Origin of the sequence: Shewanella sp. AC91-MNA-CIBAN-0169 (genome assembly GCF_040310165.1) — a bacterium.
Taxonomy (GTDB): Bacteria; Pseudomonadota; Gammaproteobacteria; order Enterobacterales; family Shewanellaceae; genus Shewanella.
Genome location: NZ_JBEOPM010000007.1, coordinates 1 through 18,241, shown reverse-complemented (window position 1 = coordinate 18,241; position 18,241 = coordinate 1). Strand labels below are relative to the sequence as shown.

12 protein-coding genes and 2 pseudogenes are annotated in these 18,241 nt (G+C 39.4%); 4 read left to right on the top strand and 10 right to left on the bottom strand.

Annotation, left to right across the window (positions count from 1 at the left end; translation table 11 throughout):
- Positions 1–302 precede the first annotated feature (302 nt).
- A complete protein-coding gene (locus AAEY98_RS08110; protein ID WP_351016374.1) occupies positions 303–1,919 on the bottom strand; it encodes a methyl-accepting chemotaxis protein in 1,617 nt (538 codons plus the stop codon).
- A gap of 275 nt (positions 1,920–2,194) precedes the next feature.
- Here AAEY98_RS08110 and AAEY98_RS08105 point away from each other — a divergent pair, with 275 nt between their 5' ends.
- The 3 genes from AAEY98_RS08105 (at position 2,195) to AAEY98_RS08095 (ending at position 5,154) form a co-directional block, all read left to right on the top strand.
- Positions 2,195–2,905 (top strand): DUF3334 family protein, encoded by a 711-nt coding sequence (locus tag AAEY98_RS08105; RefSeq protein ID WP_101087609.1) that lies wholly within the window; start codon positions 2,195–2,197, stop codon positions 2,903–2,905.
- Positions 2,906–2,993: 88 nt separating this feature from the next.
- Complete coding sequence (locus AAEY98_RS08100; RefSeq protein WP_351016235.1) at positions 2,994–4,031, top strand: LacI family DNA-binding transcriptional regulator; 1,038 nt, start codon at positions 2,994–2,996, stop codon at positions 4,029–4,031.
- A gap of 190 nt (positions 4,032–4,221) precedes the next feature.
- Positions 4,222–5,154 (top strand): DUF808 domain-containing protein, encoded by a 933-nt coding sequence (locus AAEY98_RS08095; RefSeq protein ID WP_101087612.1) that lies wholly within the window; start codon positions 4,222–4,224, stop codon positions 5,152–5,154.
- A gap of 122 nt (positions 5,155–5,276) precedes the next feature.
- Here the strand turns inward: AAEY98_RS08095 and AAEY98_RS08090 are convergent, their stop codons facing one another.
- From AAEY98_RS08090 to AAEY98_RS08055, 8 genes are all read right to left on the bottom strand, one after another.
- Positions 5,277–5,672: a DUF805 domain-containing protein gene (locus AAEY98_RS08090; RefSeq protein ID WP_101087613.1), complete on the bottom strand. Its 396-nt coding sequence runs from the start codon at positions 5,670–5,672 to the stop codon at positions 5,277–5,279.
- 172 nt (positions 5,673–5,844) lie between these two features.
- Complete coding sequence (locus AAEY98_RS08085; RefSeq protein ID WP_351016232.1) at positions 5,845–8,307, bottom strand: glucan 1,4-alpha-glucosidase; 2,463 nt, start codon at positions 8,305–8,307, stop codon at positions 5,845–5,847.
- 337 nt (positions 8,308–8,644) lie between these two features.
- The gene (locus AAEY98_RS08080) at positions 8,645–10,204 is read right to left on the bottom strand and encodes an MFS transporter (protein ID WP_182750789.1); all 1,560 of its coding nucleotides are present in this window, start codon (positions 10,202–10,204) and stop codon (positions 8,645–8,647) included.
- Between the two features lie 397 nt (positions 10,205–10,601).
- Entirely contained in the window at positions 10,602–12,695 is a 2,094-nt protein-coding gene (locus tag AAEY98_RS08075) for a glycoside hydrolase family 97 protein (RefSeq protein ID WP_351016228.1), read from the bottom strand.
- A gap of 472 nt (positions 12,696–13,167) precedes the next feature.
- The gene (locus AAEY98_RS08070) at positions 13,168–13,578 is read right to left on the bottom strand and encodes a hypothetical protein (protein WP_342859085.1); all 411 of its coding nucleotides are present in this window, start codon (positions 13,576–13,578) and stop codon (positions 13,168–13,170) included.
- Between the two features lie 36 nt (positions 13,579–13,614).
- Entirely contained in the window at positions 13,615–14,274 is a 660-nt protein-coding gene (locus AAEY98_RS08065) for a hypothetical protein (protein ID WP_350999120.1), read from the bottom strand.
- Between the two features lie 23 nt (positions 14,275–14,297).
- Positions 14,298–15,065, bottom strand: a complete 768-nt coding sequence (locus tag AAEY98_RS08060; protein WP_350999118.1) for a hypothetical protein — start codon at positions 15,063–15,065, stop codon at positions 14,298–14,300.
- Positions 15,066–15,099: 34 nt separating this feature from the next.
- A complete protein-coding gene (locus tag AAEY98_RS08055; protein WP_350999115.1) occupies positions 15,100–15,585 on the bottom strand; it encodes a hypothetical protein in 486 nt (161 codons plus the stop codon).
- A 397-nt stretch (positions 15,586–15,982) separates the two neighbouring features.
- Between AAEY98_RS08055 and AAEY98_RS08050 the strand changes: the two are divergent.
- Positions 15,983–16,955 (top strand): annotated as a pseudogene (locus AAEY98_RS08050) (IS3 family transposase).
- 146 nt (positions 16,956–17,101) lie between these two features.
- Here AAEY98_RS08050 and AAEY98_RS08045 read toward each other — a convergent pair.
- Positions 17,102–18,179, bottom strand: a pseudogene (locus AAEY98_RS08045) (ISAs1 family transposase).
- Between the last annotated feature and the right edge of the window lie 62 nt (positions 18,180–18,241).

The window sequence follows — 18,241 nt, the reverse complement described above, 5'->3', positions numbered from 1 at the left end:
ATACTCATCGGATTAAGTATCAATATTTCAATAAGCTAGTCGAAAGTACTCACTAGCCATTTGGTTGAAAAATGCTTGTAGAACCCAAGTTTTTAATCTGATGGAGACAATATACCCTAAAGTCAGAAGGGCTAAAAGTGATGTTCGACTCGAAATGATCTGCGATGTAATCATCAAGGATATAAGCCAATATTGGTAGTGCTAAGAATGAGAGGGTTTAGCAGGTAAAAAACTAAGGCTTTTGGGGCTGACATTTGCAATGCTCCGCCTGACAAGCCTTAGTCAATAAATCGTTTTATTAATTATATTTTAAATTGCCCTAGTGTTTTGCTCATATCAACACTAATGGCTTGCAACGATTGCGCTGCCTGGCTGTGGGTTTCGTTAGCGGTTAACGACTGTTCGGTGAGTTCAGAAATGGTATTGACGTTGACATTGATGTCTTCGGTAACCAATGCTTGTTCTTCAGTGGCACTAGCAAGTTGTGCTGTCATGCCACTAATATTATCGATGAGTGCTAGAATTTCGATAATTGCATCGCTTGACTGTACGGCTTTTGACTGTAACTGAGCAGACTCCCGTTGGGTATGAGTAATGCTGTCGATAACCGATTGAATACCCGTTTGGATCTGACTAATAATTTTATTGATTTCATTAGTCGATGACTGAGTTCTATTCGCGAGTGCTCGTACTTCATCTGCCACTACAGCAAAGCCTCGACCATGTTCACCGGCTCGTGCTGCTTCAATGGCGGCATTGAGCGCAAGCAGGTTAGTTTGATCTGCAATACTGCCAATAACATCAAGAATACTGCCAATCTCAGCGGATGAATGACTCAGTGTTAGTGACACTGTTTCAGCTTGATGTAATTCATGGACTAAACTTTGTGTTTGTTCAACGGTTTGTTGCATCAATTTTTGATTCTGTTCCGCTTGATGTTTTACATTAGCGGCACCGTCAGCTGCATCTTGTGTATTTCGTGCCATTTCTTGGCTAGTCGATAACATCTGGTTGATAGCCGCAGCGACACTTTGGGTTTCACTATGCACTTGATTCGCGCTTTGATTAGATGACTTTACGGTGTCTAATAAATGTATGGCTTCATCATTTAAGGTATGCCCGAGCGGTTGCAAATTAGCCACCATATTGGCAATTTTAATCACAAATTGATTGAATGCATCAGCCAATTTAGCCACTTCGTCGTTACCTTCAGTCGACAAACGCTGGGTCAAGTCACCTTCACCTTTGGCTATCTGTTCCATCGCATCGATCGTGACGTTGAGAGGTTGGGTAATGGAATGATTCAACAATAAAAAGAATGCAAAAATAGGCACTGAAATAATCATCATGATAATAAAATAATCAATAATGATACCCGTCATGCTTTCATTAACATCGTTGACGTTAACTTGAGTGATTAAGGTCCAATCAAGGGCTGAATAATACTGCGCTGCGACTAATACTGTTTGAGGCTGATTTTGTTGGTCGACAATAGCAAGTTCATTTTGTGCGATGTTGTTTTTTTTGGCGTTAGCGATCAATTGTTGATATGAATTAGAACCGTTGAATGTTGCTAAATTGGCAAGTGGTTTACCGATAGAGTTTTGATTAAGCGGATTAACAATAATGCGGTCTTGGTTATCAACAATGATAAAAGCTTGATGATCATTAACCTCAATTTGACTGGCAAATTGGCTTAATATTTCAACCGTAGCGTCCGGCTTAGCCAATTTAAACGCATCAAGAGTGCTACTTAATTGGCTGACTTGTCCACTTATCTGCTTATATTTTTCCTCAATTAAATGATTATATTGTTCTTTAATTGAAAAAGAACCGAAAACCACAGTGCCTACAGCAGCTAAAGCTAACATAATGAATAAGCGCTTTAAAATGGTTAAGCGTCTTAATAATCCAATCATCATCAGTCCTAATTCAAACAATCCATACAAAGTTGTGCGATTATAATGAAAATATGAAAAAACATAAGCTTGAAAGATTGTTTTTGTGAGCAAACAGCTGATTTTTACATTTGTTAATTGAATGTGTTTATTTGTAAAAAATTATTGATTATCAAATGATTAGTGTACCATTAAGTTTGATTGGTTAATTAACATGCTAATCGATTGTTTTAATTTTGATTTTTTTTTGATTTACCCGCAAGATTAGCTTAATTAATGGATAAGGTACCTACGTTATGAATTCATCTTCTACAGTCAAAAATGACGACATTTTACTTAAACTTTGTCATTCTGTTTCTCATGTTCTGTCTAGCACTAGTGCGAGCCATATTAGTCATGCTGGGATGGTTCAAAGTATTTCTCGTACCCGTTTAAAGCCTGATTTGGCGTGTTTTTCCATTTTCGACGGCGGCTTTTCAGGTCTAGTTGTTATCAATTTTTCAGCTGCCGCGGCTATTGAAATTTATCGCCGCTATATGATCAACATGGGCATGCCTGAAACAGAACTCGCGTTTTCACATACTTCTGATGATGTCAGTAATGTTATGGGCGAATTAATGAACCAAATTTTGGGTGATTTTATTGGTAAAATATCGAAAGAATTGCAAACATCAATTAGCCAAAGCCAACCTAAAATGTTGGTTATCAATAAAGAGTTAACTATTTCTATCGATACAAACCTCGATAATGCAGTTGCCAGACGAGTGTCATTTAAGACTGAAAATAATCATATTTTTTATCTTGAATTCGCCATGGATAAAACTGAGTTTATACGATCAGCAGACTTTGAAATGGACGAAGAGTTTGATTTAGATTCGTTAATTGAAACTCATGGTAAAACAGCGCAAGTCAGCACTGTAAAATCAAAAGATGTATTAAATGATCCCAATATTAAGGGCATTGTTGTCGATGACGCAGATGACTTGCTTAGTGAACTTGGATTATAAGTTCGCTTTATAACACCAGGTTGGTTTATCAACTTGATGGTTTTTTTGTAGTGGCGATGACAATAAAAATAAAAGGTTAACCATAAAAATGGCATCTAAAGCGACTTCTATTGATATAGCTTACCGTGCAGGCGTGTCGCAATCGACAGTGTCTCGCGCGTTAAGAAACAGTCCGTTGGTAAATTTAGAAACGCGACAGCGTATTCAAGCCATTGCAAAAGAACTCAATTATAAAGTCGATAAAAATGCCAGTAACTTACGCATGCAAAATAGCCATACGTTAGCATTGCTAATTTGTGAAGATCCTACTAACGATGAGTCGATGATCAACCCATTTTTTCTCTCTATGCTGGGTTCGATTACTCGAGCAACCGCCCGTCAAGGTTATGATTTATTGGTGTCATTTCAGCAGCTTTCAACGGATTGGCATGCAGATTATGAAGACAGCAATAAAGCCGATGGTATTATTTTATTAGGTTATGGCGATTATATGGATTATGCCCATAAACTTGATAAGCTTATCGAAAAAAATACTCACTTTGTTATCTGGGGAGCTGAGCATAACAATAAAGCGGTGTTGTCTATTGGTTGCGATAATCATCAAGGTGGTTTTGTGGCCACGGAGCATTTGCTCGGGTTAGGGCATAAACACATTGCGTTTTTAGGTGACTCGTCAAGTCGCAGCCCTGAATTTCGCGACAGGTATTTAGGTCATGTTGATGCTTTAAAATCTACCGGTATCGAAGCCGACAAACAGTTACAGCATGACGCTATTAATACCGAAGCCTCTGGCTATCATGCCGCCAACGTATTATTAGATAGCGGCGTGTCATTTGATGCTATTTTTACTGCGAGTGATCTTATTGCGATAGGGGCGATTCGTGCATTGAAAAAGCGCGGTGTTGTAGTGCCAGATCAAGTTGCTGTAGTGGGATACGATGATATTCCAGTGGCCAGTTTTGCCAATCCGGCGTTAACAACCATAAAGCAAGATACTCAGTTCGCAGGTGAAATACTTGTCGAAAGTGTGTTGAAGTTAATCCGTGGTCAAGAAGTTAGCCAGCGATTAATCAAGACCCATTTAGTGGTGCGTAGTTCATGTGGTGCAAATGTAGAAGATAATTAGATAATTGATATTAAGTGCATTGAATACTTTATGTAGTGCTATTTTTTTATTTACAGAAGCTTGGCAAACTAATGCTCTGAGTTAAGATCACTTATTTTACAGTAACAACTTACATGCTTATATCATTAAATCGCTTTCAAACATGTGTGTAATTCCTGCTATTAAATTGTTTTTAAAGGATAAGTTTTTTATGGCCGGTGCCAGTTTATTAACCCTATTAGATGATATTGCGACTATTCTGGATGATGTGGCAGCAATGAGTAAAGTGGCTGCACGCAAAACTGCGGGCGTTCTGGGTGATGATTTAGCCTTAAATGCACAACAAGTGTCGGGTGTTGCTTCTGATCGTGAACTGCCTGTGGTATTTGCGGTGGCGATGGGATCATTTAAAAATAAAGTGATTTTAGTGCCGATGGCTATGCTGATCAGCGCGTTTATTCCATGGGCTATAACGCCTTTATTGATGTTTGGTGGTTTGTTTTTATGTTATGAGGGCTTTGAAAAAGTCTATCATTCACTAACTCATAAACGCGCTCCTGTGATCGATGACGATGCGGTAGTCGCCAAAGCAAAAGCGGATATCGAAGATTTAGCCGCATTCGAAAAAGAAAAAATAAAAGGGGCTATTCGTACCGATTTTGTCTTATCGGCTGAGATCATCGCTATTAGTTTAGGTGTGGCTGCACACATGGATCTAATGGGGCAATTTTTAACCTTATGTGTGATTGCCATTGTGATTACGGTAGGGGTATACGGTTTAGTAGCAGGGATTGTTAAAATCGATGATCTTGGTTTGTTTCTGGCTCAGCGTAAGCCAAGTGGAATAGGGCATAAATTGGGTTTAGGATTAGTATCTGCTGCCCCTTACTTAATGAAGGTCCTGACATTTGTCGGCACTATTGCCATGTTTATGGTCGGTGGCGGTATTTTAACTCACGGAATTCATGTGGTGTCTGAATGGATTGTGCATGCAGAAACGCTGGTAAGCCAAGTGAGTGTTGTTGGTGACGTTTTAGGGCTATTAACCCCAAGCGTGTTGAATGCACTATTTGGTGTTGTTGCTGGTGGTTTGGCGGTATTATTGATGAACGGTGTGACCAAGTTACTGCCTGCAAAAGATTAGTTAATCCAAGTATTTGTTGTGGTAAGCAATGATGGGTAAAAACATACAAAAAAAGCATAGTCCATGACTATGCTTTTTTCGTAGTATTGACGATAACGACGATGTTAATCAGTCTCTTAGGACTAAACCGTTAAATTATCGGGACTGTCTGGATTTGGTACTGTTTTTGGATTTGGCCCATATTCGTTGTCATCTTTACTGTTAAAGCACATCACAACCAGTAAAATTAATATGCCAAGCAATGGAATAAATATCAATAATAACCACCAACCAGAATGGTCTGTGTCGTGTAAACGACGCACACTCACTGCGATACTTGGGATCATGATGGCGAGTGAATAAATTGAGCTTAATACCCCAGCACCGTAAACGTCGCTATAAAAACCGACACCCATGTCCAATAGCGTCAGTACGATACTGATCACCGCGCTGATTAATCCAAACATCCAGTATTCTTTACGACGTGCACGGCCGCTAAAATCAAAATACTGCTTCAATACTTTTACATACCAATCCATTTGTTGTTCCTTAACGTTAACTTTTTTTAATCTGGTGTATTAATAACAAGATAGTGTTGAATTAACAAGGTTTTGTTTCAGGATACACACAAAAATAAAGCCGTTGTGAGTCACAACGGCTTATTGAACAAGTTAATAACAGTGCTATCAATATACTGCGATTAATACAGTGCTATTTAGCGAGTGTTTGTTGTACAACAGGGTAAAAGTCCCATACTTTTTCATCGGTCATCGAACGCACCAATTTAACGTATTCAGCATGAGTCCACGCTAGCGGTGTAGCTGAATTGGTACCTTGGCCCATTTTGTAATTATAACGAGTCTCATTGCCTACGCCGTCCCAAGCTTGTTCTGGCAACATTAACCCTTGGTTAGCAAAGGTTTCCATGCCTTGAACATAGGTATTGATTAATACTTTCTTCGTGTCTGGGGTTAACGTGTCGTTCGCTTTTGCTAAGGCTAATTCGTAATGACCGCGTTCACCGGTAAAGAAGGGCCATACTCGGCCTCGTTGATTTTCGGTGTCGCCTTTTTCAGCGTAGCTAAGGCCTGTGACAGTGTCTTCACCGTATCCATCATTACCATAACGACGGTATCCTGGGACTTTACTGCCATCTTTGGCGGTAAATTGGTATTTAACTCGTAAGTTATCTTCAAGATTTTGGTTGTCTATTAGCATGACGCTGTTTTTAATAACAGGGTCTTGGGCGTTAACCACACCATAACGGACTAATTCTAAAAAACCACCGTCGAGGATCACGCGCTGATCTAAACCAGGTTTACCATTGTTATCAATGAGCTTGTCGGTGTTATTAGGGTTACCATTTGGGCTAATGCGCACATAGTAAGGTGCAGCTTTACCTTTGGAATCTGTTTGACCTAATAAGCCTGAGGTGGTGACCATCGTTGTTTCGAGCTGACGTTGCAGCTTACGTGCTAAATCAGCATACTCAGACGCTTGTTCATCTTTCGCTAGCGCTCCAATATCACTGGCAGCCACTAAACCGGCAATTACGGCTGCAGTTGTGGATGGAGAGAATCCTGCTTGCTCTTCCCAGCGTTCTTGTTGAGTACTAGGAGGGTTAATTTCAGTGTCATTCCAATCCAGTTTTACTTTGCCGCCTTTAACTAAAAAGTCAGCGGCTGGTTTAAGCATGTCGTTATACCATTGGATTATTTCTGCATCGCTAAGCACACCTGCTTGCCACAGTTTCCAGCCGAGCATGATTGGCATAGCGGTTTGATCTAACTGCACGCCAACCCATTCAATTTCACCATCGACATGGGTTTTCTGTAAAAACCATCCAGGAGTACCTGCAAAACCAGGTGTTTGTTGTTGAACTTGAACCTGCTTTAAATATTCAAAAGCCACTTTTGGTGTTTGAATATCGCCCATGGCTAAAAATGCCATTGCACATTGGTAAAAATCACGTGGCCATACGGCTTTATAGCCTGTGCTGCCTACTTTTGCTGAAACCGTGTCGCCCCAAGGATTTGAAAGTGATGCGATTAACGCACCAGCATGGGTTTTATCTTCTTGAGCTTTTAACACTAAGGCGCTGGCATAGAGTAATTTACCGTTATCTGTAGTGTTGCGGCTCATGTCATTTAATGGCTTCAGCGAGGCTAAGTAATCTTTCCAGCCAAGATGTTTATCGTCGCCTAAATACGCTTGTTTAACAGCGTCATAACCCGCATCTAATGTCGCTTGAGTGTTGGCTAAGCTGCTTGCTTTGTCTTGGCCAAAACCAATAACCAAATTAAAGCTTAGGCTGTCATTAACATTGGTAAGGGTGGGGTATTGTGCCGTTAGGGCGACGTTACCGCCTTGATTGGTGTCGCTAGTGGTTTGGTAATGATAATCAAGTTTACCGTTATCTTGTAAATCGACAATACCATCTGATGTGCCGACGAACCCAGCGCTAGCGGCGACAAAATCGACATCTGTTTTAACCGTCATTACCGTTGAGTTAGTGTCACTGGTGTAAGCCACTAGCGATTGGCCTTCAACTCTAGCAATGTCATTGGCGCCACTGTTATCAATGTGCGGATTGACATAAAGGTGTGGTGTAATGCCAGCCTCAAAAGCAGTAAAGGTGACTTTCATCATCAAGCTACTTCTATCGGGATCGGTAAAGATATGTTTTTCTATTTGGTATTTACCTTCAACATCTTTATTGATGACTTTATAAGCCAGCGATAATGGCCGCCCCATATCATCGGTATCTAAATACTCAATAGTGCTGATAGTATTGTCTTTTTCAGTATCGACAAAGCCTTTGCCAGAGATAATAAATTGCAGTTCTTTAAGCTGGGCATTGTGAATAAGGCCAAACATGGTTTCGGTTAATACGCCTTGAGCAATCGAAAACCATACTTTACTGACCGGGTTTGCAGCTGTGTCTTGATAATTGCCGTTAACATAGGGCTCGTAAGATGTGCCTATGCCCGTTTTTCCTGAGAATGCCCAAGTAGGTTCTGTGCCTGGCGCACCGGGGGCGACGTTAACAACTTGAGCTGAAGTGTTAACTTGAGTATCTGCTGGTGAGCACGCACTTAAGGCTAGTGCCATCATGCTGGTTGTAACAGCTTTCGCTATGATGCTGCGATGCGTGAGTAAATGTGGTTTTAACATGGAATTCCCCAAAATAATGATCTTAATTTAGGGCCTGTTGATCTTTCAAGGTTGTTTTTGCAGCAAATTGTTGGTCATTTGTACAAGGCAGAGACTTTGTGGTGTAGTTATTCTACATAAAAAGTCGATAACGCAGTAAAAATGACCAACAAACGCTGCCCGAAGGGTTCGGCTAAAAACGTTTTACTCTTTGTTGAGTTACTCTTCGTTAAGTAAAAGTAGCTTAGATTGCTAGGCAGCAATCCGCTCGCCTCGATTAAAACGTTTTTATCTCGAACAAAATTTAACCTGCAAAGATCAACAGACCCTAGTTACCAGTGACAAAGACTGGTAATTCTTATTGTGTTTGCTTGTCTTGATCGACAAATAACACCGCAATGCCCGACAACATCATAAATATCCCGCCTAGTACTAACGCGTAAATAGGTTGTCCATCAAAAAATACCTTAAGCAATAAGCCAAGAATACTGGCCGCTAACAGCTGTGGGATCACAATGAAGAAGTTAAAAATCCCCATGTAAACGCCCATTTTTTTCGGGGGTAACACACCTGATAACATGGCGTAAGGTACCGATAGAATAGATGCCCAGGCAAAACCAACCCCAATCATCGGTATCCATAACAGGTTAGGGTTTTCAATAAACATAAAGCTAATGAGACCCGCACCGCCAATAAACATGTTGATGGTATGGGTGAGTTTAATGCCGACTGCTTTAGCCAGAAACGGAATAATAATCGCAGCAATTGCAGCAAAGCCGTTATACGACGCGAACAACATACCGACCCAATCAGCACCGTCATTGTAGGCTTGTGATACCACATCAGTGGTGCCGTAATGGAACGAGGTAACGGCCGCTGTGGTGTAAATCCACATTGCAAAAAGGGCAAACCAAGCAAAAAACTGCACCAGTGCTAGCTGACGCATGGCTTTGGGCATATGAAACAAATCATCGACAACATTAAACGTCATGCCTAATCCGTCGCGCGTTACTGACGATTCAGTGTTGTTGTTTGACAGTTTGGCTAACTTACGCGAACAGTAAAGTTGCAGTGGGCCGAAGGTAAAAATACCCAAACTTAAAATATAAAGTTGCTTATCTAGATCCAGGCTAACAATTGCGAGAGTGAAAATGGCGCCAATCGCAATCCATATAATCGCACCATTTTGATATTGTTTGGCTGTACGCGTATTGACGTTAGTGTCTTGTGCGTCAGTGGTGTCTTGTTGATGAAATTCAGCTAATTGCTCTGGAGAGTATTCTTTGGTTGAAATAATGGTCCAACCTACGGCCAACATTAGTACCGCGCCACCAAAGTAAAATGCATAGCGTACAGAGTCGGCAATTTCGCCCGCTGGGGCGGTATTTTCCACATCAAAGACATTGGTTAAAATATATGGCAAGGCAGATGCCACCACCGCGCCAATACCAATGAAAAAGCTCTGCATTGCATAGCCTTGGGTCCGTTGGTTTTTGGGTAGATTATCGCCGACAAAAGCACGAAACGGTTCCATGGCGATATTGATTGAGGCATCCATAATCCACAACATACCCGCTGCAATCCATAAAGTAGGCGAGTGCGGCATGATAAAGAGTGACAATGTGGTTAATACTGCACCAATTAAAAAATAGGGGCGACGACGGCCAAGGCTATTCCAAGTATTGTCACTTAAGTAACCAATAATAGGTTGTACGATGAGGCCCGTGAGCGGTGCGGCAATCCATAAAATGGGAATATCATCAATAGATGCACCTAAGGTTTGAAAGATACGGCTGACATTGGCATTTTGCAGTGCGAAACCAAATTGGATCCCCAAAAAGCCAAAACACATATTGAAAATTTGCCAAAAATTAAGCTGCGGTTGTTGGGTGACGTTTTTATGATTATTGCCAGACATGTGACATCCTTTTTGGTAAGTCATTGTGCTTACTTCTTGTAATTTTACTTCTTATGGCGAATTCGTAGATAACCATTGAGATGGCTACGTTACATATTAATAGTTAAAAAAATGGCAAATACGCATCTCCCTAAGACGGGTATTCGCCAAGACCTACGCTTTATCCATTAGCGACTTTCGTCAAATAATCAATGGATAAAATAAATGAAGGTACTCTAAAGCTGATGGTCTCCATGGTCGAAGACACACCAGAAACGACCTAACCATTCCATCCTGAAATTAGAAACGAAACAGCATGTTTTATAGTATCCTCGAGCTTGTTCTTGGTACAACTGACTACATACGTATTCATGCTTTGTGAGTAACCTAATGCGAACACTTATGTAACATTCCAGTGTTACAAGGCTTTAAAACGAATCGCGGTACCCCCACTGGCTGCTAAGTTCAGTGTCATCGCGTCATTTGCAGTAACGATTTTGGTTTCAATCACGTAATCATATGGATTAGTTAACCAATCAGCTTTATCACCGTCACGATAAATTTCGGCTTGGTAGCGTTTCCCCTGGGTGAGGAAGTCTAATTTTAATGTCAATTTTCGTGAATCTTCATCTGTTAATGCGCCTAGATACCAGTCTTCAGCACCGCGCTGTTTTCTTGCAAAGGCAACATAGTCACCAATTTCACCCGCAAGGGCAAAACTGTCGCTCCAATCTGTCGGTACATCTTGAATAAACTGGAAAGCATCGAGACGTTGCACATAGTTGCGCGGTAAGTCTGCAGCCATTTGAATAGGGCTGTACAACACAACATATAAGGCTAATTGCTTAGTAAGTGTGGTTTTTACGCGGTTTACCGCATCTAGACCTTCAGGCGCTAAATTAAAAATCCCAGGTGTGAAGTCCATCGGCCCAGCTAGCATACGGGTATAAGGTAGAATTGCTGTATGTTCTGGAGTATTAGGTGGGCTTCCCCATGCATTAAACTCTTGGCCTCGAGCGCCTTCGCGTGCTATCCAATTTGGATAAGTACGACGTAGACCGGTATCTTTAATCGGCTCGTGAGTATTAATGCTAATGCCACGTTTTGCGGCTTCGGTAACGCTATGTAGATATTCGTTAACCATAAATTGGCCGTCGTGCCATTCATGGCGCACTATACCATTTTCATCAACGCGCTTAATGTCACCACCGTCTGCTACGTAACCGGTTTTAACTTGAGTCACGCCATGTTTTTGATATAAATCATAAGCATCACTCATTTGATTTCGGTAATTAGTCACTGAACCTGAGGTTTCATGATGACCAATTAAACGGACATTTTTATTGTGACCGTATTGTGTAATCTCATCGATATTAAAATCAGGGTAAGCCTTCGTAAAGCTGAATACATCGCCGTTATCGAACCAACTACCATCCCAGCCTTCATTCCAACCTTCTACCAATACCCCATCAAACCCATATTGGGCGGCAAAGTCCATATAACGCTTAGTTTCGCTGGTGGTCGCACCATGCTTAGGGCCGCTTCCCCAGGTGTTTTCATTGAGGTGCATTCCCCACCAAATGCCGACGTATTTACCCGGTTGCACCCAAGACACATCACCTAGTTTATTGGGTTCATTAAGATTAAGGATAAGATCTGAGTTAAGTAAACCTGGGGCATCTTTAGCAATTTGAATCGTACGCCAAGGTGTTGAAAAGCCAGGTTGAGTCTTCACTCGAATACCATCTGACCAGGGGGTTAAATCAGCACGTAAAATACCGTCACGCCCTTGATTAAGCACCATAGCGGCATAATCGGTGAGGGCGGCTTCATGGATGCTTAAATGCACGCCATCAGCCGTTCTAAAAGTCATAGGTGTGTGGGCTCTGTCGATTTTATCAAGTGAGGTTGTACGGTATAAATATTCGTAGCGGTTCCAGCCGCGCCCGGGGATCCACCATGCGGTTGTGTGTTGTGGATCTGGGATGGCAAATTCAGTCAATTCATCGGTAATATCGAGTTTTGGTGTGTTAGCCAACCCGGTTTGTTTTGGCACTAGGTAACGAAAGCCAATACCGTCATTAAATGCTTTAAATTCGATATCGAAGTCAATTTTGCCGTTACTCAGAGTGGCGACCACGCGGTTGTAATGATCGCGGATATTTTCACGTTCACCCCAAGGTTGCTGCCATGTTTGGTCTACGCTGCTGTTAGTCACATGTTTAATGTTAAAATCAGTACCTAATTCACCTACCTGTTGAAATACCAACCCTAATTTACTTGGGTTGATAACAATATTGTCATTAAATTTTACTTGGTATTCAGGACGGCCATTATCATCGGTCAAGCTGATGTTGATGTGCTTGTCAGGCGAGGCGACATTAATGGTTTTAGCTTGAGCGAGACTGGGAATGGTTGATAACGCGACAGCACAAGCTACTGCGATAACATTAAGTGCAAAGTGTGACTGTGTGGATAGCGGATTTGCTCCGTTAAATAAAACGCGCGCCATAGCATGTCCTTGTTGATTATTATTTTATCTTTAGAACAAGTAATATATGACGCTTTTCGTTTATACAGCAAAGATTTGCATACGTATTCAGTGTGCCAAGCAAGTGCTTGAAGTGAAATTACGCAACAATTTTATTACCCCACGAACAATGATTGGCTCAGGGTTGATTACTTGACTCAGACATTAATTCAGCGGTGAGCTAAAATTTAAGTATGAACCTTATAACCAATTCGTAGCTAGAAATTGTGACTATTGGCATGATCCGCTCTACTCGAACTACAACATTACGTATTTGGACATTTTCAATGAAATTAAAAATAGCGCATAAGTGTGTTTAATGAATGGCGAAAAGTATTAATTTTCACATTTTAGTTGGTTTATCTCTTGGGGATATTAAATTTATTAGCGTTATTTTTAGTGCGTATGGTTATGATGGGAAAAGGCTCTTAGTAATAACTAAGAGCCTTGATTTCTATAATTCTTTTTCTACAATTTTTTGAATGTTAGATGCGCGATCATCTATTTGTTCAACATTGGTAACTGGAGAGTGGTTTAAAGTTAGAACACCATTTTTAAACTCTGCAAATTTATCACTTCTGTGATTATCACTATAGTTTTGAATCACGACTTTTTTCAAAGACTCTTTAATAATGTCTCTAGCAAAATCTTCTGAACACATTTCTTTAAATGCTTTTGCTAGAGGATGAAAGTAAACTTTAGGCCAACATTCATCATATAGGTGGCTGTAACCATCAACTTCTAATGTTGACCAGTTTACTTCAATTTCAAACTCAAAGCCTGAGTCTTTAAATATTTTTTCCTTCAAAGATCCTAATCTGTTACTTTCAAACTCTTTTGTTGCACGTCTTTCTGCTAAACCCATGGGTAATCTCCATATAAATAATAAGTGTTGAACACGTTATAAAAGTTTTTCTAACTTTCTTTTTATCAAAGAATGATAATCGTTAGGTAGTTTCTGAGCGAAACAATGTTTTAAGACAATTCGGTTAGAGTCCTTTAACATAAAGAAATTGTTACTATCAATATTAGTGAATTCAAATTCCTCTACTTTCCCTACCAAATCTTTACCAAACTCATCAGTAGCAATTTCTAAAAGTATTTCAAAAGTGCTGTCGATTAAAGATATAGCATTTTCAGTTTCGATATTGTCAAGCGTATTGACATTAGAGAATCTAAACTTTACTGCAATACCGAGATTGTTTATTATAGCTGCTTCAATCATCTGAACTCTTTCATCCAGTGATAATGTAGCGTTATCTTCTAAAGTGTTGTTACTTATTTTTTTATTGTTTCTCGACAATAATTCTAAGTTTTCTTTAACACTTTTCAAGCTAATAGATGCTAAGTTATCTATCATTATATAGCTGATTATTTCATCGCTTGAGTACAATACAATGATCTTTGTATCAATATCTAAGCTGACTAATGAACCACTGTAACTATTTCCACACTTATCTTTGAGTATTAATTGTGGAGGAGTAGTATTTTTGTGTGAATTTATTCTTTCCAATATCTTCAAAAATGAAGAAATATAGAATTCATATGACTGTGGCAGCATAAAACCCCTAATAACACTAATTACTAAATTAAATCTCTTTCTTTACAAACCATTGAGCTTATTTTTCCAAGCTGTCCAGATTTACTCATTGGAGCACACATCAGATTTTGTATTTTATCATCACGATGTAAATTGTCCTCTAGAATAGGAAATTTAAATTTTGAGCAAGATTTAACTACGATATTAATAGCAGCCTTCTGATAAATGACCTCGGTTCTTGATGCTGCTATAATAATGGTATTTTGTAGCTTTGGATCTGTACAAATATCGTCGCGTTGTGTTCTAGAAGCTATTTCATAGAATTGAATGAGTTCTATCTGCTCACTGGCGATCTGATTTTTATTGTCCTCAAATAATCTAGCTGCTTGATTCGGTCCTTGGGTGTTAAATGCTAAAGAATAGCCAAAAATAGACATACATTGATTATCAAAACGACTTCTACAACTAGGATGTACAACTAAACCACTTTGAAGTACTTTTTCCATTAATTCGACATCGTTTAATAATAAAGGAAACTTAGTTTTAATAACATTTCCTTGTTCCAAATTACCGTTAAAATTACCACTAGCTAAATTTTGTTTCAGTACCTCTGTAAATGATGCCTTTGCTGAAGCTTGCCATTCTGAAGAGCGTAAAGAAGGAAGGACTTTGGGTAAAAGGTTTATTACTTCCTGATATCCTCCTTGTTCTAGCAATGTGCTTATTTCTTTTTCGTCAACATCAAATACACTTTCATGCGCATTTGCCATTAGACTTGAAAAAAATATCATTGTAATTAGTTTTTTTATCATTTTATTCCTTCAAAATGAAATTTATAAAAATTATTTACCAAAGAGCCTTAAGCAATTTCGAATATTTTGAGTCGTATGATGATGAAGCATTTAACGCAATAACAAGTGTAGTACCTTCATTGTCAAGTTTAAATGAAGCATCTCTTGTTTCTTGATCTTTATGACCTGTTATTTCGACCTTGGAAATTTTAGTTAATTCACTCTTGTACATGTCGGCATATTCGCCTTGAGAACATATTTCAGAAAGATCTTCGATTAACTTGTTAATTAAGGCACCGCTAAAACGAACGATTTGTTCAGGGGTTCTTCTTAATTTTTTATAGTCATAGCTGTCGTAGTTTGTCCAATCTATATTGAAATCAATACTTTTATTTCCACATGCAGATATCAATTTAGCTTTTGCTACTTCAATATTTTCTTCGGCTTTTTTTATTTCAATTTTGGTCTTCATATCTGCAGCGTTAACGCTAAATGTTGCGGCTATGAGTAATGAAGTTGTGATAATGGTTTTTTTTAACATACTGCCTACCTTGTGTGTAGATAAATAATAGGAAGTTTTCAGAGTAGCAAATGCTTATCTATCATGATAATGACTTTGATTTTATAATTAATACCAAAGATATCTCTTCCATAAGAAATTTTGAATAATATACTGTGTAGGAAACATCGTTTCAAGAGTAAATTTAAATATAAATTAAAAAATATCGATTAAATCATTATAAGTAGTAGTATGTAATGTTTAATTTTCCTTAAAGCATTACATTGGGTAGTGTCTATGAGGGAATTAAAATTCAAAAATGAACTTTTTCCTTAAATACGTATAGCTTATTTAAAATATTCGCAGCTAATAATGATGACGTGGTTTAATTAATCCGACTAACCCAGTTAAGATATAATTGATTTAACTGAAGATTTAAATGAAAAAACGTAAAGCCAATTCAAAAGAATTCAAACTTTATGCCATCTCGCTTGTAAGAGAACAAAATTACAGCATTATGGATGCCTCAAGAAATCTAGAAGTTAGTGCTTAACTCTTTGGCCGCTGGATAAATTAATCTGAAAATGATGACGGTCATGCGTTTAGAGTAAACGGTAAGCTTACGCCTGAGTAGGAAGAAATCCGTCAACTAAAATCGCAAGTGAAACGTTTAGAAATGGACCGTGAAATATTAAAAAAACGACGGTCTCCTTTGCCAAAGAAAAGAAGTAAAATACATGTTTATTGCCGCGTTTAACGATAATACCTATTGATAAAGGCGTATTCAAAAAGCGTTAAATGGGCCTGATTTTCCTGTTGGCCGCAGGAAAACAGGAAAATTGATAAAAGAGGTAAACGTTTGGGTCCGCTACAATAAGAAATATAAAGCAACGACCAATAGTGAACACAATAAGCCTGTATACGATAATGAACTCAAACGGGAAGCGCGCTAATCAAGCGTGAGTGCAAGATATTACGTACATATGGACGTCAAAGGGATGTTTTATTTAGCCGTCGTAATTGACCTTCTTTCCCGTAAAGTGGCTGGATGGAGCATGGAAAGTAGAATGAAAGCGCAACTTGTTTGCGATGCACTCATAATGGCTATCTGGCAACGAAAACCTAAAGCCGGTTGATAGTACATTCAGATCAAGGCGTTCAATATGCGAGTCATCAATTTCGACGGATACTGAGAACACATGGATTTTAAGCTGTATGAGTAAAAAGGATGTTGTTGGAATAATGCAGTAGCAGAAAGCTTGTTTGGTAGCTTGAAACAGGATCAAGTCCACTGGAGCAATTATCGGACGCGATATGTAGCACAATAAAATGTCATGAATTACTTCACAATGTGGTACTACAGCCAGCGAATGCATTCATACCTTGATTACCAAAGTCCCAATGAATTTTAGTGTATGGGTTAGCCGTTAAAAGAAGTAGCTTAACGAACTTGATTAGGGTGACCGAATCCAGTTGACTAGGTCACCGTTATTGGTGAGATCAGTAAGACGTTCGATAATACCGTACGCAGAAATACCCAGGGCCTCCGCATGAGTGTTTAATTTTTAAGCATAGATGCAAATCCAGCCAGTAACGCACTCTCTAAAAACTTATGTTTCATCATGCAACGCTTTTGCTTCATCGGAACGCTTACCTTGGTCGGGTCGCTTTGAATCATATTTAAAGACATGTGTCTCAGGCCCGCTAGGTCTTCAGTAGCATTTTCTCGATAAATCTGACAGGCATTCTATTGAATACTGACATCTGAAATCCAATGCATCGATTCAAACACTCCAATGTGCTCGTATCGTAATATTTGCTTGTTCTGCCGTTAATCTTTTGAGCTGATGTAATAGCGATATTCCAGCTTTGCTGCTTTACTTTTTTCTTTTCGGAAGTTCTAAACCATTACTATAGTATTAAGCCCTGTCGAGCCAGAGAAATTACCTTCTAACAATCAGGCATTAGCCACGTGGCAAGTTTGTGACTCTATCCGTTCACGATGTTTTTCTGTATTCCTTTTTTGATTGTCAGTCGACGACTGACGATAACAAGAAAAAGCATTTTGGGTAGCTTTGGCTCACTTTCCTTGGTTGCCTTTTTCCGCTAAAAGAAAGTCTCCACCTTGATTGATGATATTTTTGTGACATGCCATAGCATCGATGGTCACAAGTACTCCACGTAGCCCGAGCATCTTAATTAATTCGCGATTACTGTTATCTTATCGTTTCTGTAGATGTTTTATACGTATCAGTACCGGTTTTCTACCTGATGCATACACGCTTATCATATGAATAGTATTGTACCTATCTTCTAGGTTGTATGAGCACCTTAGCGTTTTACCATCAATAGCGACGACTTCGCCGTGAGTGGGCTGATGCACTGCACACATCCAATTCAGAAAATACTCCCGAAAGCATGTGGATCGATGTGTAGTGGCAATTAGGTAAGCGAAAGTTTCATCGACAGGAACACCATTTTCGAACAAATTTTGTTGAATGAACCTGTTGTGATAACCAATAACATACCCTCGTATATCAGTCCAGCCCTAGTTCCCGCAACAACGGCGCAGAATGAACCTAAATAATATCAAACATGGGGTAGTCTACCTTGGCGCTCTGGGGTAATCTCCCCATTTTTAGCTGAGATCAAAAGTAGAGACTTAGGCCACTAGTGCCAGTTTTTGCTTTGGTGGGAC